This is a genomic window from Arthrobacter sp. FW306-04-A (assembly GCF_044358315.1).
GTDB lineage: Bacteria > Actinomycetota > Actinomycetes > Actinomycetales > Micrococcaceae > Arthrobacter.
In genome coordinates this window covers 1,095,404-1,115,849 of sequence record NZ_CP084559.1, presented here as the reverse complement: position 1 = coordinate 1,115,849, position 20,446 = coordinate 1,095,404, and the positions used below count along the sequence as shown (strand labels likewise).

The 20,446-nt window shown below is 64.0% G+C and carries 18 protein-coding genes and 1 pseudogene; 11 read left to right on the top strand and 8 right to left on the bottom strand.

The window, feature by feature from the left end; translation table 11 throughout:
• The first annotated feature begins 71 nt into the window (after window positions 1–71).
• The gene (locus LFT43_RS05155) at window positions 72–1,070 is read left to right on the top strand and encodes a hypothetical protein (RefSeq protein WP_395801470.1); all 999 of its coding nucleotides are present in this window, start codon (window positions 72–74) and stop codon (window positions 1,068–1,070) included.
• 119 nt (window positions 1,071–1,189) lie between these two features.
• Window positions 1,190–2,293: a DUF320 domain-containing protein gene (locus LFT43_RS05150; protein ID WP_395801469.1), complete on the top strand. Its 1,104-nt coding sequence runs from the start codon at window positions 1,190–1,192 to the stop codon at window positions 2,291–2,293.
• A gap of 132 nt (window positions 2,294–2,425) precedes the next feature.
• Here LFT43_RS05150 and LFT43_RS05145 read toward each other — a convergent pair whose 3' ends face one another.
• Window positions 2,426–2,749 carry a hypothetical protein gene (locus tag LFT43_RS05145; RefSeq protein ID WP_395801468.1) on the bottom strand — a complete coding sequence of 108 codons (324 nt, stop codon included), beginning with the start codon at window positions 2,747–2,749 and terminating at the stop codon, window positions 2,426–2,428.
• Window positions 2,750–3,591: 842 nt separating this feature from the next.
• On the opposite strand from LFT43_RS05145, the gene LFT43_RS05140 reads away from it, so the two are divergent.
• Window positions 3,592–4,098: a uracil-DNA glycosylase gene (locus tag LFT43_RS05140; protein WP_395802900.1), complete on the top strand. Its 507-nt coding sequence runs from the start codon at window positions 3,592–3,594 to the stop codon at window positions 4,096–4,098.
• Here LFT43_RS05140 and LFT43_RS05135 read toward each other — a convergent pair.
• The 3 genes from LFT43_RS05135 to LFT43_RS05125 form a co-directional block, all read right to left on the bottom strand.
• Window positions 4,095–4,553, bottom strand: a complete 459-nt coding sequence (locus LFT43_RS05135; protein ID WP_395801467.1) for a DoxX family protein — start codon at window positions 4,551–4,553, stop codon at window positions 4,095–4,097. The two genes, LFT43_RS05140 and LFT43_RS05135, sit on opposite strands and share 4 nt — an antisense overlap.
• 88 nt (window positions 4,554–4,641) lie before the next feature.
• Window positions 4,642–5,334, bottom strand: coding sequence for a phosphonatase-like hydrolase (locus tag LFT43_RS05130; protein WP_395801466.1), 693 nt, complete (start codon window positions 5,332–5,334; stop codon window positions 4,642–4,644).
• Between the two features lie 13 nt (window positions 5,335–5,347).
• Window positions 5,348–6,103, bottom strand: a complete 756-nt coding sequence (locus LFT43_RS05125) for a GntR family transcriptional regulator (RefSeq protein WP_395801465.1) — start codon at window positions 6,101–6,103, stop codon at window positions 5,348–5,350.
• Window positions 6,104–6,267: 164 nt separating this feature from the next.
• Here LFT43_RS05125 and LFT43_RS05120 point away from each other — a divergent pair, with 164 nt between their 5' ends.
• Together LFT43_RS05120 and LFT43_RS05115 are read left to right on the top strand one after the other, a co-directional pair.
• A complete protein-coding gene (locus LFT43_RS05120; protein ID WP_395801464.1) occupies window positions 6,268–7,476 on the top strand; it encodes a TIGR03364 family FAD-dependent oxidoreductase in 1,209 nt (402 codons plus the stop codon).
• Window positions 7,477–7,651: 175 nt separating this feature from the next.
• Window positions 7,652–8,373, top strand: a pseudogene (locus LFT43_RS05115) (FAD-dependent oxidoreductase).
• Between the two features lie 78 nt (window positions 8,374–8,451).
• On the opposite strand, the gene LFT43_RS05110 reads toward LFT43_RS05115, so the two are convergent.
• Window positions 8,452–10,671, bottom strand: a complete 2,220-nt coding sequence (locus LFT43_RS05110) for an NADP-dependent isocitrate dehydrogenase (RefSeq protein WP_395801463.1) — start codon at window positions 10,669–10,671, stop codon at window positions 8,452–8,454.
• A 210-nt stretch (window positions 10,672–10,881) separates the two neighbouring features.
• Between LFT43_RS05110 and LFT43_RS05105 the strand changes: the two genes are divergently transcribed.
• Window positions 10,882–11,877, top strand: coding sequence for a trypsin-like serine peptidase (locus tag LFT43_RS05105; protein WP_395801462.1), 996 nt, complete (start codon window positions 10,882–10,884; stop codon window positions 11,875–11,877).
• 144 nt (window positions 11,878–12,021) lie between these two features.
• Here the strand turns inward: LFT43_RS05105 and purH are convergent, their stop codons facing one another.
• Window positions 12,022–13,692 (bottom strand): bifunctional phosphoribosylaminoimidazolecarboxamide formyltransferase/IMP cyclohydrolase, encoded by a 1,671-nt coding sequence (gene purH / locus LFT43_RS05100; protein ID WP_395801461.1) that lies wholly within the window; start codon window positions 13,690–13,692, stop codon window positions 12,022–12,024.
• Window positions 13,693–13,811: 119 nt separating this feature from the next.
• Between purH and LFT43_RS05095 the strand changes: the two genes are divergently transcribed.
• Genes LFT43_RS05095 through LFT43_RS05085 form a run of 3 tightly spaced genes read left to right on the top strand, consistent with a single transcriptional unit; the run spans window position 13,812 to window position 17,069 of the window.
• Window positions 13,812–14,738: an N-acetylglucosamine kinase gene (locus LFT43_RS05095; protein WP_395801460.1), complete on the top strand. Its 927-nt coding sequence runs from the start codon at window positions 13,812–13,814 to the stop codon at window positions 14,736–14,738.
• The gene (gene murQ / locus LFT43_RS05090) at window positions 14,722–15,696 is read left to right on the top strand and encodes an N-acetylmuramic acid 6-phosphate etherase (protein WP_395801459.1); all 975 of its coding nucleotides are present in this window, start codon (window positions 14,722–14,724) and stop codon (window positions 15,694–15,696) included. The genes LFT43_RS05095 and murQ overlap by 17 nt, the downstream gene beginning before the upstream one ends.
• A 20-nt stretch (window positions 15,697–15,716) precedes the next feature.
• The gene (locus tag LFT43_RS05085) at window positions 15,717–17,069 is read left to right on the top strand and encodes an MFS transporter (RefSeq protein WP_395801458.1); all 1,353 of its coding nucleotides are present in this window, start codon (window positions 15,717–15,719) and stop codon (window positions 17,067–17,069) included.
• 148 nt (window positions 17,070–17,217) lie between these two features.
• Here LFT43_RS05085 and purN read toward each other — a convergent pair whose 3' ends face one another.
• Entirely contained in the window at window positions 17,218–17,790 is a 573-nt protein-coding gene (gene purN / locus LFT43_RS05080) for a phosphoribosylglycinamide formyltransferase (RefSeq protein ID WP_395801457.1), read from the bottom strand.
• Window positions 17,791–17,828: 38 nt separating this feature from the next.
• Here purN and LFT43_RS05075 point away from each other — a divergent pair, with 38 nt between their 5' ends.
• Window positions 17,829–18,251 carry a hypothetical protein gene (locus tag LFT43_RS05075; protein WP_395801456.1) on the top strand — a complete coding sequence of 141 codons (423 nt, stop codon included), beginning with the start codon at window positions 17,829–17,831 and terminating at the stop codon, window positions 18,249–18,251.
• A gap of 31 nt (window positions 18,252–18,282) precedes the next feature.
• Here LFT43_RS05075 and LFT43_RS05070 read toward each other — a convergent pair whose 3' ends face one another.
• Entirely contained in the window at window positions 18,283–19,614 is a 1,332-nt protein-coding gene (locus LFT43_RS05070) for a DUF6350 family protein (RefSeq protein ID WP_395801455.1), read from the bottom strand.
• Window positions 19,615–19,927: 313 nt separating this feature from the next.
• On the opposite strand from LFT43_RS05070, the gene LFT43_RS05065 reads away from it, so the two are divergent.
• Window positions 19,928–20,392, top strand: coding sequence for a DUF4383 domain-containing protein (locus LFT43_RS05065; protein ID WP_395801454.1), 465 nt, complete (start codon window positions 19,928–19,930; stop codon window positions 20,390–20,392).
• Window positions 20,393–20,446 lie beyond the last annotated feature (54 nt).

Below are 20,446 nucleotides of genomic sequence, written 5' to 3'. Positions count from 1 at the left end.
GGACTAATTAACTAGTCCAGTCCTACGATTGAAATGATCGTCAATCCAAGCAGACGCTGGGGGGTGTCGAGATGGAAGCTGTGCGAGGTAAGCTGCGCGTTCTTCATCTTCTCCGCTCCGTCATGCTGGCCGGCGCCGGAGCCGTCGTTTGGCTGGCCCTCTCCTCCACAGCTGCCAATGCTGATTCCGGTAGCGCCAACAACCACACGCTTGTTGGCGGCGCAGAATCGGCCGTGACAAACATTGTGCCCAACGCGACCGCCGGAATTACCGGAACGCCCGGCAACGCCGTTTCGGCGAGTGCCGCATCCGTACCGGCTCCGGCAATGGCTTCCGCTCCAGTTCCGGTGGTACAACTCCCAGTCGTCAATGTACCAGCGTCCGTTGTGCGCGAACTACCGCGGCTGACCCAGGCAATCGACCGGGGTGTGGCCAGTACGCCTATCGTCGGTGAAATCATCCCTCAAGGCACCGTTGACGCCCTGACCGCGCCCGTTTTGTTTCCGGCAGCCCGTGCGGTCGATAGGGTTGGGTCAGGCGTCGGCTCCTTGGTTGGCGGCTCTATTGCCCCCGCGTTGGGTGCTGTCGGCTCCACCGTGGAGGGGTTTTCCATCGGCAACCTACCGGTAACCATCCCCGGTAACCTCGGGACGGGTGCAATTCCTTCCGAGCAACCCTCGGGCCTTGGGTCCGTTGCTGATGCTGTGACCACTTCCGCGATCTCGCCGCTTGCGCAGGCCGTCGCGGTTCCGCTGGTCGGCCTCGCTCGAATCTATGGCCCGCCTAGCCTGCGCAAGGCACCTTGGAACGCGACCGTCCAATATGCCGGTTACCGGAACCCTGCAGTGCCGGCATCTCCGTCTGACGGGATATTCCCGGACGGCACTCCAGGCAGCAGCTATGCCGGAAACGGCTCGGCGGCCCTTCCAGGCAATCCTTCGGGGGCGGCTACCGCCTGGCTCCCGAGCATGAACCTGTTTTATCCATTTGCCGGGGTCCTCGCGTCCACGGCTGCTGCCGGCAGAGTTCCGGCTCCGGTGTCGTTTGACCCGGGTTCTTCTCCTGACTAGTTCCGAGCTCCCGCCGCTTTCCCAGAAGCAGATTCTGGACGGCGGCAGATGGCCAATCAGGGCGTACACGCAGGCTCCTGCGGACGCCTCTAGGAACTACTCGTTCAGGAGAAAACAAAATGCACAGCATTATTCGCAAGGGGCTGCTTGGCACCCTCTTTGCCGGTGGGTTAATAGCCCTCGGCGCAACTGCCGCGAATGCGGCAGACACTACAACAACTGCACAAGGCACCGCCTCAGGCACCCAAGTCGTTGCACCGGCGTCCATTCCGCTGAGCCTCGGGTCGACGTCGCTCACGGTACTTGGAACTGCGGCCGCCACAACCACCGCCCCTGCGCTCGCCCCGGCTGCGGCCCCGGCGACTAATTCCGGCGGACCAACTGTCCCGTCCGGAACCCAGGCGGTGGCTCCGATATCGGTCCCTGTTAATATCGGAGCCACCTCTCTGGCGGTTCTTGGCAATTCCACCCCTGGGACAGCGTCTGGCACCGGCGTCACGGCACCGGTGACCGCGCCGGTCACGGTCGGCGACACGTCGGTAAGCCTCCTCGGGACCACCCCGGCAGGCACCACCACCGCACCGGTGACCGCTCCGGTCACCGCGCCGGTCACGGTCGGCGACACCTCGGTAAGCCTCCTCGGGACCACCCCGGCAGGCACCACCACCGCATCGGTGACCGCTCCGGTCACCGCGCCGGTCACGGTCGGCGACACCTCGGTAAGCCTCCTCGGGACCACCCCGGCAGGCACCACCACCGCACCGGTGACCGCTCCGGTGACCACTCCGGTCACGGTCGGCGACACCTCGGTAAGCCTCCTCGGGACCACCCCGGCAGGCACCACCGGAGACCTCGTATCCCTCTTGGGTACCGGACTCGCCGCACCCATGGGCCTGCCGACCCCCGTCGGGATCGCCTCAGTTGACCAGGGCTTGCCTTCCAACGTCGTGAACCCGTCGGTAGTCGCGCCGCCCGTCATGAACGCACCGGTCGACGCTCAAGGCTTCGTCGACCCGGCTACCGCCGTTCCTTCAACAGGAACTGCAACGCAAGCCGGCGTCGCCGCGGCTACTACAGCAGCCGTTGTTGTTGGAGCGGGAACCGCGGTCCTCGCTAGCACTGGCTTCAATGGCATGTGGTTGCCGTACGCAGCAGCCCTGCTGCTAGGCGGACTCATCGTAATGGTGGGCAGCCGGAAGATTCGGGCCACCATTCCTGCATAATCACCGGCGAGGGCTGTTCCACCGCACTGGTTCGCAGTCCGTGCATCGGCTCCTCTGCAGGGCAAATAGCCCGCGGAGGAGCCGATGCGTGGCAATTTGCCCTGCGGAGTTAGCAACGCACCCTAGGCGCGGCTACACCGCCGCCGGGGCATAGACCGGCGGGAACAGCTCGGATGCGTCGCGCCGACGGTAGTCACGTTCGCCGTAGGCTTCGACCATCTGCCCAAAAAGCCGTTGACCCTCGGCGCGCAGTTCATCCAGTTCGATACCCGGGAGCGACCCGCCAACAACCACGGGGCGGCCCGCAACATACGTGTCGGTGACGTTGGGGCCGTCCTCATTGGGCTGCTGGAGGCAATGCAGGCGGACCAGTACGTTGCGTTCGGTGGCCAACTCGGCGGTCTGGCGCATCAGTTCGTCCGAAAGGGCAGCCGCAGCACTTGCGCAGTTCATCATCCATGTCTGAGCCCTGACACCGAACCCCTGACGCCGAGGGCGGATGGAATGGACACTTTTGGTCAATTCCACCCGCCCTCTCCTGCCTCTACGCACCCCCTCGGCGGCGCATGCGGGTGATATTCGACGCATCGCGGCTCCTTCAAGCCCCGGGGCTGCGCCACATTCCGTGTCAAATGAACGGCGGAAGGACACCAGACCGCCTTTGGATTGCTAAGATCTAAAGGCTCAACCGGCAACCCGGAGAGCCTCCCCATCAACTGGCCCTGAACGGACGTGCCCCTGCGCGCCCGACGCCGGCCCCTGCCCGACCCGAGGAGACCCCAACCCTCATGACCGCATTGGCCAAACCGGACTATTTCGAGGATTACGACGAGGATTACCGCAGCGAACTGGACTCGCGGTACGAGGAAGGTTTCGGACACGGCCCCGAACTCGACGACGACTACGGCAGCGGTAACGGTAGCGGCTACGACGAACTCGACAAGCTGTTCGACGGTTTGTTCGACGGCGAAGATGACTTCGACGCCCCGGCCAAGGCCGAAAAGAAGGCTCCACCCAAGAAAGACGCTCCGAAGGCCGCTGCCGTCATTCCGGCCACGCCGGCGAAGGCTTCCTCAATGTCGATACCCAAGGCCAGCCCGGTCACCACCCGCAAGGTGGTACCCGTGGCTGCTCCCGCGATTGAGGCCCCGCCTGCCGACGCCACCGAAGAGGGCCCTGTCGAAGCTCCCGCGGTTCCGGACAGCCCCTTCTTCGCCCCTCACATCGCCCCGGTCAACGAGCATGTGGAGTTCCTCCGCAAGCTCCGCCCGGGCTTCGAGGTCCCCTACGTGGATCCGATGCACTCCGTGGAGGACTGCCGGATTGTCACCCTTTTCTCCAACACGAGCGGAGCCTCCCCGCGGGGGGTTGTGTGGGCCGGCGACGACGCCGCCGCCACCCGGCTGCTGGGCCTGCAGTTCCAGCTCGGCCTGCGCCCGGAATGGATGATACCGTGGAACGCCCACCCGTGGTTCACTCCTGGCGAGGCGAATGGAAAGCTGACTCCCGAGCAGGTCAGTGCCGGCCTCAAGCCGCTGATCGGTTTCCTGAAACTCGTTCCGCGCGCCTCGGCGATCGTCGCCCACGGAACAGAAGCAAACCGCCTGGCGCAGATGCTCCTCAAGACTGACAACTCCTTGATCTGGCGCCGCGGCCTGAAAGTCTATAAGGCCCGTTCGCTGCACGGGCGCGCCTTCGCCGGTTCCAAGGAACGCCAGACCGAATGGCTGATCGACATGGGCCGCTCCTACGCGGACGCCATGGCCCGGGCAGGTCTCCAGGCCGGGCGGCGCCAGGGCGTCTAGCGGCTTGACATACGGGCCGGCTTCCGGGCCGGCTTCCCGGCAAACAGTTTCCGGTCCAGCGAGGCCGCTCCGGAACCGATGAAGGCAAACGCCAGTGAAACAGAGATATACAGAATGAGCAGCTCCGCGTTGATTCCCGGACGATCGCTCAACAAGGGCTTGCCTGATTCGGTGACAAACCAGATCCCTGCGTACATCAGAGCGGCCAGGAAACCGGCCACCCTCGTCAGGGCGCCGAGCACCAAAAGTGCACCCAGCCCGGTTTCACCCCAGATGACCAGCCAGGACATCAGCTCCGCTTTTTGAACCCCCATCGCGGCGATGGTTGCCTCAAACGCCTGCTGCCCGGCCAGCAGCTTCTGGACTCCATGCAGCAGCAAAAGGCCGCCGAAAACGACGCGCAGAAACGCGATGCCACGCGAGGAGGAGGTCTGCGAAGGCAGGAGGAATTTCACCCGGTCCAATCTTCCATGCCAACGGCACAGCTCAAAACGCGAACGGCACAGCTCAAAACGGCCGCCTTTACGATACGGCCGCCTGCCCTCACTCCAGCAGCGCCGGAATATCCTTGACGCCCGCCAGGATGTGATCGTGCGGCTGTCCAGCAAGCTCCTCGAGTCCCAGTTTGCCTGTCAGCACACCGACAGCAGTCACTCCGGCGTTCCTGGCCGCCTTGAGGTCGTTCGTGGTGTCGCCAGCGGCAAGCACCTCACGAACGTCCATCACACCCGTCGATTCCATGGCACGGTGGATCATATGGGGCGCCGGGCGTCCGGCCGCCACCTCATCAGAGCAGACGACGGCGTCAAGCAAGCCGCCGTCGTCGTGCGTTGTGCCCTCGCCCGCAAGGGACCAGCCCAGCCTGGCCAGAAGCGGGTCCGCGACATCGCGGGAGAATCCCGTGGTCAACGCAATCTTGACGCCCCGGCTGCGCAATTCGCGGAAGGCGTCCTCAACGCCGTCGAGCGCTACCGGCGGGTTCTGCTCATAGAAGTCCGCGAGAAGCTCCTTGAAGCGCAGGAAAGCTGCTTGGACGATCTCCGGCGTGGCAATGCCACCACCCTTGGTGATCAGCGCCGCAATGGCTTCCACTTTGTCTGCGCCCATCCATTCCTGGATCGCTTCGGGGGTGGTGCTTGCCCCGGCCTCCTCCACGCAACGCGCCAGCGCTACATAGACGTCTCCGTGTTCGTCGATGGTGGTTCCAGCCATGTCGCAGGCTACGAGCTTGATCATGTGTCCTTCTGGTCTATTCGGCGCGGATGCGCGCCAAAGCGGCGCGGCGGTCCGCTGCGTTGTCAATGGTGAAGTTTGTGAGTGCCGGAAGGTACCGGTCCTCCGAGTATTCGATAGCCATGCCGTTGCCCGAACTGGTCACCCGGCGTTCCCGCAAAAGGGGAATCCCCTCCGCCTGTTCCAGCAGATCCGCGTCTTCCTCGCCCGCGGCCACGGCGTCGATGGTGTGGCGTGCGCTGTAGAGGTCCACGCCTTGGGCCTTCAGGAAAGCGAAAATGGAGCCCGAATCCGTGTCGAAATCGAATAGCAGCCGCCCGACCTCCAGAATGAAGCTGGTCCGTTCAATCATGGCGGGCACGCCCTCCAGGTAACGGACGCGCAGCAGCTCCACCACTTTCTCCCCCGGCTCCAGTCCGAGCGCGTCGGCCGCTTGGGGACTCGCCTCGCGGCGTGCCACCTCCAACGTCCGCTGCCCGGGGGTTTTGCCAATACCGATGGCCCATTCGGTGAAGGAATTCAAGGTCGAGAACGACTGCGACGGCACCGTGGAACGCACCATCGGCGGACGGCCGCGGCCGCCGGTGACGGCACCCTCCGCCCGCAGGAACGCGAGCGCCTGGCGGATAGGCCCCCGGGAGGTTCCGAACTCCTTACAGAGGACCGCCTCGCTGGGCAATTGCGTTCCTGGCGGCCACGTTCCATCCGCGATGCGGCGCATGAACTCCTCGCTGAGGCGGACATGCAAGGGTGCGTTCTGCTGGATGCTCACGAGTTGATAATACAAGTTGATCCCGCTCAGGTCTCTATATTTCTAGCCGGGGAGGTAAAGGATGCATGAACCATCGAGTAGCGAAGGTAAAGTCTCGATAAACTTGTATATACAATTAGCATCGTGGCTTGACTCCGTTCTTCAAACAGTCCAGTGTCAATAGCGTGAACATCCAACCTTCCCCATCCGGCGCCAACCCGGCGACAGCATCGCGCTCCGATGTCGTGATCGTGGGCGCCGGCATCGTCGGGCTCGCACACGCCGCACACGCCGTTGCCAATGGCCTGAGCGTGACCATCCTTGAGCGCGACCACCGCGCCGTGGGCGCCTCCATCAGGAACTTCGGCCACTGCTGCGTCACCGCCCAATCCGGAGAGCTCTACGAATTGGCGCAGACCTCCCGCAAATACTGGCTCGAGTTCGCAGCCCTGGCCGGTTTCTGGGCCGTCGAATCCGGTGCCGTGGTGCTCGCCCGGACCGAGGCCGAAATGGACGTGCTCCGGGAGCTGTCCGCGGCCCGCGAAGAGGGCCAGGTTGAGCTGCTCTCCCCCGACGGTGTGCGGTCCCGGCTATGTTCCGGCGCCGGAAGCACAGTGCCCGACGGCGGCGGAGCGGCCCCTGCGCCCTGGCCCGCGTTGGTGGGCGGAGCCTTCCTCCGGGACGACTTGCGGGTGGACCCCCGGACCACGGTCGCCACGCTCGCCGCCTGGCTCGCCCGCCAGGCCGGCGTCGACATCCACTGGAACACCGCTGCCCTCGGCTTCGAGGACAGCGCCGGCCAGCCAACGGTCCGCACTCCCCGTGGTGACTTCCTTGGCAAACAGGTGTTCGTCTGCGTAGGCCATGACGTCGACTACCTGTTTCCCTCGCTCGCCGAGGAACACCGGATTGAACGCTGCGCCCTGCAAATGTCCCGCGCCGCCCAGCCGCCAGGGCTGAAGATCGATCCTGCCGTCCTCACTGCTACATCGATGCTCCGCTATCCGGCCTTCATGGAAATGCCGGCCGCGGCCGCGCTGCGCGCAGAAGTGGAGCAGGACCGGCCCGAGCTAATGGACATCGGAGCGAACGTGATGTTCACGCAACGCCCCGACGGGACGCTGATCCTTGGCGACTCGCACCACTACCACCGCACGGCCGCACCGTTTATGGATGAAACCGTGACCACCATCTTGAGCAAGGACATCGAGAAGGCCATCGGGACGCCCCTGGACGTCATCGAGCGCTGGCAGGGAATCTACGCCTCCAGCTCTGTCGCCCCCATCTTGGTCCGAGAAACCCAACCCGGCATCACGGTCGTCTCGGTGACCTCCGGCGTCGGAATGACCCTGTCCTTTGGACTCGCACACCGCAATATCTCCCAGCTTTACTGAGCCGTTCCTCGCTCCCATTCGCAAAAGACTCCCATGAAGACGGAACCCTTCACTTCCTCCGCGCTCGCCGTCGCCGCGGCGCCTGCCGTGCTGACCTTGGGCGTCGGCTGGTGGGCGCAGAATGGAAGCTGAAGTGGGCCTCGCTGGGGGCCCGGACATGATGGGTGAATCCGGGATGGATGTTGACGTCGTCGTAGTCGGCGGAGGCGCAATGGGATCGGCGGCTGCGTGGCAGCTCGCTCTCCGACGGCGATCGGTGGTTCTCCTCGAACAGTTCGAAAAGGGGCACCATGTAGGCGCTTCCCACGGCGCGACGCGCAACTTCAACACGGCATACGCGGAGGACGACTACCTCGCCCTGGTCAGCGAAGCCAGGGGTCTCTGGGATGGGCTGGCAAAAGAAACCGGAACACAACTGTTGGACCTTGTGGGGCTGGCCAACCATGGCAACGTCGCGCGGGGTAGTCATAACGGCCGGTGCCTGGACCAGCAAGCTCGTCGGGACTGGTGGTCACCCAGGAACAGCCTGCCCACTTCACGCCTGTCGACGATTCCCAGTTCTGGCCAAGCTTCAACCATGCGCCCGACCCCGGCGACCCTCGCGACGACTACTGGTATAGCCCCGTCTACGGGATGCTCACGCCGGGCGAAGGGGTCAAGGCAGGCTGGCATGGAGTCGGGCCCGTCGCGGATCCTGATGCGCGCACCTTTGAACCCGAACCGGTCCAGCTGGAAGCTCTCCGGCGCTACGTCCGTGAATGGCTGCCGGGGCTGGTTATCGGGGCGGGCTTCTCCGGGCACGGCTTCAAGTTCACCCCGGCAATCGGCCGGGTTCTTGCCGATCTTGTCGACGGGATCGACGCGCCCCGCCGTTTCTCCGCCCGAGGCCGCGCCTAGACGCAACTAACCCGCAGTTGTTTTCGCTATGAGCTCTCTAACGACAACAACTGCGGGCTAGTTGGTGAGGCGGGGCGCTTAGTTCAGCGTGGCGACTACCTCGTTCAGCCTTGCGGAGGGACGCATCACGGCCTCAGCCTTCGCGGCGTCGGGGCGGTAGTAGCCTCCGATGTCGGCGGGCGAGCCCTGGACACTGAGCAACTCGGCGATGATGGTTTCCTCGTTAGACGTCAAGGCCTCGGCAACGGCGGAGAACGCCGCGGCGAGCTCGGCGTCGTCGCCCTGCTGCGCCAGTTCCTGGGCCCAGTACTTGGCGAGGAAATAGTGGCTGCCTCGGTTGTCGAGTTCGCCCACCTTGCGCTTCGGAGACTTGTTGTCGAGCAGGAACGTCCCCGTTGCCCGGTCCAGCGTGTCGGCGAGGACCTGTGCACGGGCGTTGCCGGTTGTGGTGGCAAGGTGCTCGAAGCTCACGGCGAGCGCAAGGAATTCGCCCAGGCTGTCCCAGCGCAGGTGGTTTTCCTGCAAGAGTTGCTGAACGTGCTTCGGGGCAGAACCACCGGCACCGGTCTCGAAAAGGCCGCCACCATTGATCAGCGGAACCACGGAGAGCATCTTGGCACTGGTGCCAAGTTCGAGGATCGGGAACAGGTCCGTGAGGTAGTCGCGGAGCACATTGCCGGTCACGGAGATGGTGTCCTCGCCCTTGCGAATCCGTTCCAGCGTGAACGCCGTGGCTTTCTCCGGGGCCATGATTTCGATCTGCAGGCCCTCGGTGTCGTAGTCCTTCAGGTATTCCTTGACCTTGGCGATCAGCTGGGCGTCATGGGCGCGGGTTTCGTCGAGCCAAAATACAGCCGGCATCTTGGACGCGCGGGCACGGGTGACAGTCAGCTTGACCCAGTCGCGGATCGGCACGTCCTTGGTCTGGCAAGCGCGCCAGATGTCGCCCGGGGAAACCTGGTGCTCAATCAGCACGGTTCCGGAGGAGTCCACAACCTGGATAGTCCCGGCGTACTCGACCTCGAAGGTCTTGTTGTGGCTGCCGTATTCCTCGGCCGCCTGTGCCATGAGGCCGACGTTCGGAACCGTACCCATGGTGGTGGGATCGAAAGCGCCGTGGGCGCGGCAATCATCGATAACCACCTGGTAGACATCTGCGTAGCAGCTGTCAGGGATGACGGCGAGGGTATCGGCTTCTTTGCCGTCCGGTCCCCACATGTGGCCGGAGCTGCGGATCATTGCCGGCATCGAAGCGTCAACAATGATGTCGCTCGGTACGTGAAGGTTGGTGATGCCCTTGTCGGAATCGACCATGGCCAGCGCCGGGCCGTCTTCCATGCCCTTCTTGATGGCCGCCTTGATACCTTCGCGCACGTCCTCGGGGAGTTCGTCGAGGCCGTTGAGGATGGAAGCCAAGCCGTTGTTCGCGCTCAGTCCCGCAGCTGCGATCTGCTTGCCGTAGGTGTCGAACAGCTCGGAGAAGTATGCCTTGACGACATGGCCGAAGATGATGGGGTCGGAGACCTTCATCATGGTGGCCTTCAGGTGCGCGGAGAACAGCACGCCTTCATCCTTGGCGCGGATCACCTGGGCGGCCAGGAACTCGTCCAAGGCCGCGGCGCCCAGCACGGTGCCGTCCACCACTTCGCCGGCGAGGACGGGGAAGGCTGGCTTGAGGACCTTGACCGTGCCGTCTTCACGGACGATCTGGATCTTGATGGTGTCATCGGCGGGGATGACCACGGACTTCTCGTTGGAGCGGAAGTCGTTCGCCGTCATGTGCGAAACGTTGGTTTTGGAGTCGGCGCTCCAGGCACCCATGGAGTGCGGGTTCTGGCGGGCGTAGTTCTTCACCGACAGGGGCGCGCGGCGGTCCGAGTTGCCTTCACGCAGGACGGGGTTCACGGCCGAGCCCTTGATCTTGTCGTAACGGGACCGGATGTCCGTCTCTTCGTCAGAGGAAGGGTTGTCCGGGTAGTCCGGAAGCGCGTAGCCCTTGCCCTGCAGTTCGGCAATGGCTGCCTTGAGTTGGGGAACGGAAGCGCTGATGTTAGGGAGCTTGATGATGTTGGCTTCGGGTTTCTTTGCCAGTTCACCCAGTTCAGCCAGGGCGTCGCTGATCCGCTGCTCTTCAGTCAGGTAGTCACCGAAGACTGCGATGATTCGGCCGGCGAGCGAGATGTCACGAGTCTCGACCTCCACGCCAGCCGTCGAGGCGAATGCTTCCACAATCGGCAGGAACGAGTAAGTCGCCAGCATCGGCGCTTCGTCAGTGTGGGTATAGATAATCTTTGCCATTGGCGGGGCATCTCCCTGAAAGTCTGCAGATTTCAACATCTCTAACTTACCTGAGGGCACGGTATTGGTGCCTACTGGCATGGCTTCGTGCCGTCGACGCAACGTCATACGCAGCCAAACCTTCTATACCGACAGGCTGAATCGGAGTAGGTTCAATGGGTCAACTGTGGCCGCGAACAGATGGCTACATCATCGATTGGCAGGACAATCATGACAAAGAAATCACTCCCCATCACCGGTCTCCTGAGCCTCCTAACTTCCGCCGTTTTGACCCTCTGTGCCGCTGGAGGGGCGGCAGCCGCAACGCCTTCCAGTGCGGTTTCGAGCTTCGCAGCGCCTGGGGCGCAGCAACTCGTCAGCCTGGCGACGACAAACACCGACTCCACGGCGTATTGGACTCCAGAGCGTATGCGAACGGCAATCCCGGGCGATGTCCTCGCAGGAAAAGCCCTTGAGCGAGCGGCCGCCTCCGGGGCTACCGGCGGCGCCGTCGAATCCGGACCGCCGGTGAAGATCGCTGGCGCAGCCAAAGCAGACAGCCCGAGCTTGCACCAAAACGAAGACCCCATTGACCACGTTGGCAAGGTCTTCTTCACGATGGGAACTTTCGCGTACGTCTGCTCCGGCAACGTCGTCGTATCGGAGAACGACAGCACAGTGGCAACTGCGGGCCACTGCGTCAACGAGGGTCCCGGAGCGTTTGTCCGGAATTTCGTCTTCGTTCCGGCCTATCTCAATGGCACGGCGCCCTACGGCATTTGGCCAGCCAAAGCCCTTTACACCACCACCCAGTGGCGCACCGCTGGCGATATCCGCTATGACACCGGATTCGCGGTCACTGCCACCGTGAACGGCAAGCACCTGGCCGACGTCGTTGGCGCGTCCGGGGTAGAGTTCAACATTGACCGGGGCCTGAGTTATCAGGCGTTTGGCTACCCCGCCGCCCCACCGTTTGACGGCCAATCATTGAAGAGTTGCTCGGGTGACGCCACCAAGGATCCCATCAATCCACAGTTCAGGGCGCAGGGAATCCCGTGCGACATGACCGGAGGATCATCTGGAGGCCCGTGGATGGTCGACTCTGACGACGACTCCTTCCAAAACTCCGTTACGAGCTATGGCTACCTGGGTGGACCATCGATAATTTACGGGCCCTATTGGGGCTCCGTCATACGGGATGCCTACGAACTGGCGTCCACATCCTAGCGCTCACGGCACGTAGCCACGGACATGTCCCCCGCTAGCTCTCAGCACTGGGCATATAGCCACTATGCCCAGTCCTGACCATAAAAAATGGACATGTCCTCCCGGCACGGGAGGACATGTCCATTCTTGGTGGAGCGAGCGGACTCAGTGGAAGAAGTGGCGAGCACCCGTGAAGTACATCGTGATCCCGGCGGCGTTGGCCGCGGCAATGACTTCCTCGTCGCGCACCGAACCGCCAGGCTGGACGACGGCGCGGACGCCGGCGTCGATCAGGATCTGCAGGCCATCGGCAAACGGGAAGAACGCGTCGGAAGCAGCCACGGCACCGCGTGCGCGTTCAGGTGCGCTGCTCGCGTCGGCATTGGAGGCACCGCCGGCGCCATCGACGTCGGACTCCACCTGAACGCCCAAGGTGTTGGCACGCTCAACGGCCAGCTTGCAGGAATCAAGACGGTTGACCTGGCCCATGCCGATGCCGACAGCTGCGCCGTTGTTGGCGAGGAGGATCGCGTTGGACTTGGCGGCGCGGCACGCGGTCCAAGCGAACGCGAGGTCGGCCAGCGTGGCGTCGTCAGCGGCTTCGCCGGCGGCGAGGGTCCAGTTGGCGGGGTTGTCGCCGTCGGCGTCCACCTTGTCGGCTTGCTGGACGAGGACGCCTCCCGAGACCTGGCGGATCTCCGTCGGGTAGCGGCCATAGCCGTCCGGCAGCGCCAGGAGGCGGATGTTCTTCTTCTTGGACAGGATTTCAACAGCTTCCGGCTCGAAGCCCGGGGCGATGACGACCTCGGTGAAGATTCCGGCGACGGTTTGGGCCATTCCCGCGGTGACAATGCTGTTGGCCGCGATAACCCCGCCGAAAGCGGAGACCGGATCGCACGCGTGGGCTTTGGCGTGGGCGTCTGCGATTGGGTCGGCGGCATCTGCGGAACCGACCGCCACGCCGCAGGGGTTGGCGTGCTTGATGATGGCGACAGCAGGCTCCGAGAAGTCGAACGCCGCGCGCAGGGCGGCATCGGCGTCCACGAAGTTGTTGTAGCTCATGGCCTTGCCGTGCAGCTGGTCGGCCTGGGCGATACCAGCGGGCGCGGCCTTGTCCACGTAGAGGGCGGCCTGCTGGTGCGGGTTCTCGCCGTAGCGCAGCACCTCGGAGCGTTCCAGTGCCAGGCCCGCGTAAGCAGGCCAGTCGATGACGCCGTCGCCGTCTTCGTCGAGGAACTGGCTGGCGGTCCAGGTGGCAACGGCGGTGTCATACGCTGCGGTATGCGCAAAAGCCTTCGCGGCGAGACGGCGGCGGGTCTTCAGGTCGAAGCCACCCGCAGCGGCGGCTTCCACCACGGCACCATAGAAGCCTGGGTCAACCACGATCGCGACGGCGGCGTGGTTCTTGGCGGCCGAACGCACCATGGCGGGGCCTCCGATGTCGATCTGCTCGACAACGTCGTCCTGGGCCGCGCCGGAGCGGACAGTCTCCACGAACGGGTAGAGATTGACCACCACCAGGTCGAACGGCTCGATCTCCATCTTGGCGAGCGTTTCCATGTGGGCAGGAACCCGGCGATCGGCCAGGATGCCGCCATGCACGCGCGGGTGCAGGGTCTTGACGCGGCCATCGAGCATCTCCGGGGACCCGGTGACTTCTTCGACTTCCTTGACCGGAATACCGGCCGCGGCAATCCGCTTCGCGGTGGAGCCGGTGGAGACGATGGCGACTCCTGCTGCGTGCAGGCCCTTCGCGAGCTCCTCCAGCCCCGTCTTGTCGTAGACCGAGATCAGTGCACGGCGGATGGGAACACGGTCAAGCTGCGTGAAGCTCACAAAAGTCTCCGTCTTATATCGCGGGATTCCACGGTTGCTGGGGATACGGACGAGTTTATCGTGTTGTGGCTCCTGTTCGTTTTTCAGACGTGCCGCCGCCCGCAACATAAGGTTGGGCCATGGAATCCGCAGAAGCGATTTTGGTGGCCGACGTCGGCAAGAGCCGATGCAGGATTGAACTCAGGCATGGCGACAAGGTGTTGGGCTCGGCGGACCAGCAAGGCTTCCCTGGTTTGGGCATGGACAACGGAGCCCGGCTCGCCTTCGAGCTGCTAGTGGACACTGCGGCCATGCTGCCCGGAGGGCTTCCAACTGGCTCCTTGCGGGGAATCGGCGCCGCTGTGGCCGGGGTTGAAGCCTCCGCGGCGAACTCCCACGAACTCGCCGTCCTGCTTTCCGCACGCTTCAAAGTCCCAGCCGCGGTGCTCTCCGATGCCACTGCAGCCCAGCTCGGCGCCCTGAACGGCGCTAGCGGGACGGTGCTGATTGTGGGCACCGGTGCCGTTGCCTTCCGCTTTGACGACCGCGGAATCCTGCACCGCGCCGACGGTTGGGGACCCTTGTTGGGCGATCGCGGAAGCGGCCGCTGGATCGGACAGCGGGGCCTGCAGGCCGCACTCCAAGCACACGACGGCGGACCGGCCACATCGTTGCTCGACGCGGCCGCCGCACTGGTTGGCTCGCCCGAGCAGCTCCCGGCGTGGCTCGCCGAGTCCGACAACCCGGCCCGGACGATGGCGCGCTTCACGCCCGTGGTGCTGCGTGAAGCGCAGGTGGGGGACGCCGTCGCACGCGGCATTGTGGACGAAGCGTGCACGCTTCTCGTGAACACCGTCTCCCTCGCTTCGGGCGAGACTAAGCGGGTGGCCCTCCTTGGCGGCGTTGTGAAATCGGAGTTCTTCGGCGGCCTCTTGCACAACGCGCTCGCGTCGGCTGGGATTGAAGTGGTTGCGGCGCTCGGCGATGGAATGGACGGTGCTGCCCTCGCTGCGAACCGCCGCGGGCTCCTTCAGGAAAGGTACATCCACCGTGACGGAACAATCTGACGCAGCTTCCACGGACTCTCCCGGTGCCATCAATGGCGACCGGCTCGCGGAACTCCGGTCCGAGCTCGCGGGCCTGCAAACCGAAGCGGCATCGTCCACGCTCAGTGAATTGGACACCATGGGAACGGCCGAGCTCGTCGCGGCCATGAACGAGCAGAACCGCGCGGTTCCGGCCGCCGTCGAACAAGCCAGTGAGCAGATCGCCGCGGTGGTCGACGCCGTAGCGGAACGCCTCGCCCGCGGTGGCCGGCTGCTCTACGTCGGTGCCGGAACGGCCGGGCGACTCGGGGTATTGGACGCGAGCGAATGCCCACCCACCTTCGGCACTCCCCCGGGACTCGTCGTCGGGATCATCGCTGGCGGCACCCAGGCCATCCAGAAACCGGTGGAATACGCCGAGGACAACGCCACGGCGGGAGCCCGCGACCTGCACGACGTCAGCGTGACCGAGGCGGACGCCGTCGTCGGGATTTCGGCTTCGGGACGCACGCTGTACGTGATCGGAGCGCTCGAGGAAGCCCGCAGTCGTGGGGCATTCACCGCTTCGCTCGCCTGCAATCATGACTCACCCATCAGCAAACTAGCGGACGTGGCGATCGATGTTGTGGTCGGTCCGGAGTTCGTTGCCGGTTCCACGCGGCTGAAGGCCGGCACGGCGCAAAAACTCGTCCTCAACATGATCAGCACGCTCGCCATGGTCAAGCTCGGCAAGACCTACGGCAACCTGATGGTGGACCTGCGCGCCACCAACAACAAACTGCTCGCGAGGTCCCAGCGGACCGTGCAACATGCCACGGGTGTGGACGCGGAGACGGCGATTCGCGCGTTGGACTCCGTCGGTGGTTCCGTCAAGGCGGCGATCCTGGTGGTGTTGACGGGCATCGATCCCGGGCAAGCGAAGAGTGCTTTGGACGAGGCCGGGGGCTTCCTGCGAAAGGCGATCCAGAACCACGGATAGAGTTTTCCCCAGGAGGGGAAATGAATACTTATACAACCGTCCCGAGCGGCGAGCAGGTGGTCCAGGAGCTTCCGTGGCGGTGGAAGGTCCAGGGCCGGATTTTCCTGATCGGCGGCCTCGGCTTCATGTTCGATGCCTGGGACGTCACCCTCAACGGCATTCTCATTCCGCTGCTTTCCAAACACTGGTCGCTGCAGCCCGCCGACGCCGGGTGGATCGGCACCGCCAACCTGATCGGCATGGCCCTGGGTGCCTTCGCCTGGGGCACCATCGCGGACACGATCGGGCGTAAGAAGGCATTCACCGCTACCCTCCTGATCTTCTCCATCTTTACGGTGCTGGGAGCTTTCGCCCCGGACATCGTTTGGTTCTGCATCTTCCGCTTCGTCGCCGGTTTCGGGCTGGGCGGCTGCATTCCGGTGGACTATGCCCTGGTGGGCGAATTCACACCACGGAAACAACGTGGCAAGATGCTCACCGCCATGGATGGTTGGTGGCCCGTGGGCGCCGCCCTGTGCGGCTTCATTTCGGCCGGGCTCGTCGCCGCCTTCGCAGACTGGCGCCTGACCATGCTCGTGATGGTTTTGCCTGCCCTCCTGGTCTTCTGGGTCAGGCGGAGCGTGCCGGAATCACCGCTCTTCCTCATCCGTAATGGCCGGCGCCAAGAGGCCGCGGAGGTCATCGATCGCCTTGTTGCGGCCACGGGCGCCGAACCCCACGCCTACAGCCTGCCCGCACCCCAGGACGCACCGCGCCTCTCGGCAGGCAGTGCATGGCAGCAGTTACGCCGCCTTTGGCAGTTCAATTGGAAGATCACGACGGCGGCCTGGGCCCTGTTTTTCAGTATCCTTCTGGTCTACTACTTGAGCTTGACGTGGATGCCGCGGATTCTGATCGGCGCCGGATTCGAGGAGTACAAGGCGTTCGTGACGACGGCGGGGATGGCCGCCGTCGGACTTCTGGGCGTGGTGGTTGCCGCGGTGCTCGTGGAGCGGGTAGGCCGCAAGTGGATCCTGGCTATTACCGGTCCGCTGTCCGCGTTGACCCTGGTGATCGTTTCATTGGTAGTGGACATTCCCGACGCTGCGGTGTTCTGGCTGCTGGCGTTTGGCTTCGTTGTCCAGGTGGCCATCCCAGTGCTTTACGCCTACGTGTCCGAGCTCTACCCCACCGAGCTGAGGGGTTCAGGCTTCGGCTGGGCGTCCACATTCTCACGGATTGGAGCAGGCATCGGGCCACTCGTGTTCGCGTCCTATTTCTGGCCCGAGTTTGGACTGGCCACGTCCTTCGCCTTGGCTGGCGGGCTCATTGTGCTGTCCGTGCTGTGGATGGCTTTCTTTGCGCCGGAGACCAAGCAGCTCGACCTCGACTGAGCATGCCCCCTGCCCCTGGCTACGGATGGACATAGCAGTAATATGTCCATCCGCGGCGGCCAACGGTGGACATGTCCCCCCGGGAACCGGGGCGCATGTCCATCCGCGGCGGCCAACGGTGGACATGTCCCCCCGGGGTGCCCGGGACTCAGACGTGCTTCCCGGCCGCGAGCTCTGCGAGGGTCCGGACCAGGAGTTTGCGCTCCACTACCTTGATGCGTTCGTGCAAGGTGTCTTCGGTGTCGTCCGGGGCGATTTCGACCGCTTCCTGCGCGATGATTGGCCCGGTGTCCACGCCGGCGTCGGCCCAGTGGACAGTACACCCTGTGACCTTCACCCCGTAGGCCATGGCATCGCGGACTCCGTGGGCGCCGGGAAAGGCGGGCAGGAGTGCAGGGTGCGTGTTGAGGTACTTGCCATCAAAGGCATCGATGAATTCCGGGCTGACAATCCGCATGAACCCCGAGGAAACCACCATATCCGGGTTGTACGAGGCAACCGCCTTGGTGAGCGCGGCGTTCCATTCTGCCCGGTCTGCGTAGTCCTTGAAGTCCACCACGAAGGTCTCCAGTCCGGCCTCCGCGGAGCGTTCCACACCGTAGGTGCCCGGCCTGTCGGCACCCACGGCTGCGATCTCAACGTCAAGCTCGCCTGCCTTCACGGCATCGATAACTGCTTGGAGATTGGAACCGGTGCCGGAGGCGAGGACAACAATGCGCATTGCACTAGCTTATGGGTGGCTCGCGTAGGCTGGAAAACATGAATTCCGGCGTTGGACCCAGCCCTCAGCAGCATCCACAGAGCGAGGCTGCCAAATCAGCGCTTGCAGTTACCCAAACGCTTTTCAGGTCATTCCTGCTAACGGTGCTCGGCGCCGTCTTCGTCTATGTCCTGAACATCAGCTACGTCTGGCTCAGTGGCATCCTCACGGTCATCGCGGGAGTACTTGGTGTGGTGGTCCTCGTCCGGACGATCAGGTTCAAGCAGTCCCGCCTGGTACTGTTCGGCACCATTTCCGGGCTGGTAGTCACGGCCATTATGTGCCTGCTGGTTCTGACGGCTGTCGTCTTTTTCCAACAGATCCGCACCTTGCAGGACTGCGCGCGGACCGCGCTGACCATCCAAGCCCAAGACTCCTGCCAGGTGGACTTCCAGAAGTCGGTTCCTTCCGGGCTGCGCTAGCCCGGGCGCAGCCTAAGGCGAGCCGGGCAGCTTAGCTGTGGTCGCCGTCGTACACGGAAGCGTCAAGGTCCGCTTCTCGAAGTTTCTGCCGCCGTTCCAACCATGGCCCCACCGAATAGCCGATCACGACGCCGATCGCCACTTCCGCGGCGATCCAGACGGCCGTCCACAGCGGATCCGGGCCGACCTCGGTGAGGCGTCCGATTCCCGCGGAACCGCGCGCCAGCCAGGCCAGTCCCCCGGCGAAGGCTCCGGCGACAGCTCCGACGAGAGCGCCCAGGAACAGCGTGGAAACAGGCGCCGTGAACCAACGCGCTTTGATCTTGATGGAGAGCCATTCGTCGAAGTGGTTCTCCCCCTCGCGCAGGAACCACCAGCCTGCAAGCAGCCCGGCGAGCACCGGAAGGCCAAGGGCCGCGGCCCCAAGGTCGAGGTGCCCGGTGGGCAGCGCGCCGAAGATCGGGATGGCAGGCAGGGGCCCGACGGCGGTACCCAGTGGACCGGCGTGTGAGCCGACGCCGAGGGAGAACCCCGCGCCGGAGGACCAAGCCAAGGTGAACACTGCGAGATTGGGCAAGTAGCCGAGCTGGGCGATGGTCAAAACGCCACCGCCGAGAGCACCGGCTTTTAGGCCCTCGTAGACGGCGATGATGTCCGTCCAGTGCACCACGAGGACGACGGCGAGCAGCAGGGCAGCAAGTGTGAGTGCTGCCATGATCGCCACGAACCCGGCCTTGATCGCGGAGCCAAAGTAGGACCCGGCCCATCGGGAATGTTGGCTGGTGCGCGCAAGCCAATCCACGGCGTCGACGCCAATCAACCTGCTCCATGAGCCGGACTCCCGCCTGGCACCGACCACCATGCCGAGGCCGAACGGAATAAGCGGTAGGAATGCGGCGAACCAGATGTTGATGACCACATCCTGGGTGCGGCAGATGAAGCCGGTAGCCGCGCCGAATGCCCCGTAGACAAGCAGCGCACCGAAGAATGCCTGCCAAAGCTGGTCCGTGTAAGACGCCCTGGCCAAGCGGCGCCCCGCGCGCCATGCAAGAAGGAAAGGCACCAAGGTTAGCCCGAGCGGGATCAGGGACAGCATCCCGGATCCGGGCAGTCCTGCGGTACCCAGGTTCACCGTGGCAAGCTGCAAAGGCACGCCCTGAACCAGCAGCCAGGTTTGGCCGGCCAATCGTGCCAGGAAGTCGATGCTGCGGTTCTGGAATCCGTCGGTTGCCCAGACGGCGACGAGCGGCAGGACCACCACGAGCGCCGAGATGATGGCAGCCTGGGCCGCCTCAAGGGCACCCTGCAGCCACAAGGGCATGGGCAGGCCACGGTTACCGGTCTGATCAGCGCGCAGTTTCATCGTGTCCTATCGTGCCACGGTGTGCCTCGCTCCCCCGGCAGGCACCCGCAAGGCCCGCCAAACCTCCAATGCTCGCTCACGTATCACGCCCGAAAACCAGACGCTCCTGCACATCCGCCGCACCGCCGTCGTGCAAGTGCAGGAGGGTCGCCCGAAATCCCCGCAGAAGGGAGCGAGCATCGGGGAAAAACCCCGCAGAAGTGAGCGAGCGTCGGGGCTGTTCGAGCAGCCGCGAGAGCCGCCGTTCCAAGCGCTTTTTCGATAAAGCAGACGTAAAATTGGAGTGTTCGCAATAGGTGGATGGAGGGCATAAATGACTACCGCAACCCCACATGCACACGGTGTTCACTTCGGACGCACGGACATCCAGAACATCGGCATTGGTGTAGGTATTCTAATGGCGCTGGTGGGCCTTCTCGGATTCATTCCGGGCATCACCATGCGGTACGGGGAATTGCAGTTCTTCGGGCCAAATTCGCACGCAATGCTCCTAGGTGTGTTCCAAGTGTCCCTGCTGCTCAACATTGTGCAGCTCGCCATCGGTGGAACCAGCTGGGCAATGTCCCGCTCGGGAGGCCATAGCGCACGCAATATCCTGATGAGCTTCGGTGCCTTGTACATCGTGCTCAGTGTGTACGGACTGAGTGTCGGGGTTGATTCGGCGGCCAACTTCCTGTCGCTGAACGCTATCGACAACTGGACGTTCATGGTTCTGGGCATTCTGATGGCCGCCGCTGGCTGGATGTTTTCACGGCATCTGGCTGACGACGCAAAATAGGCCTGTTCACAAGCCCGGATTGAGTTAGCCCGGGATTACAGGAGCCGCCAATGG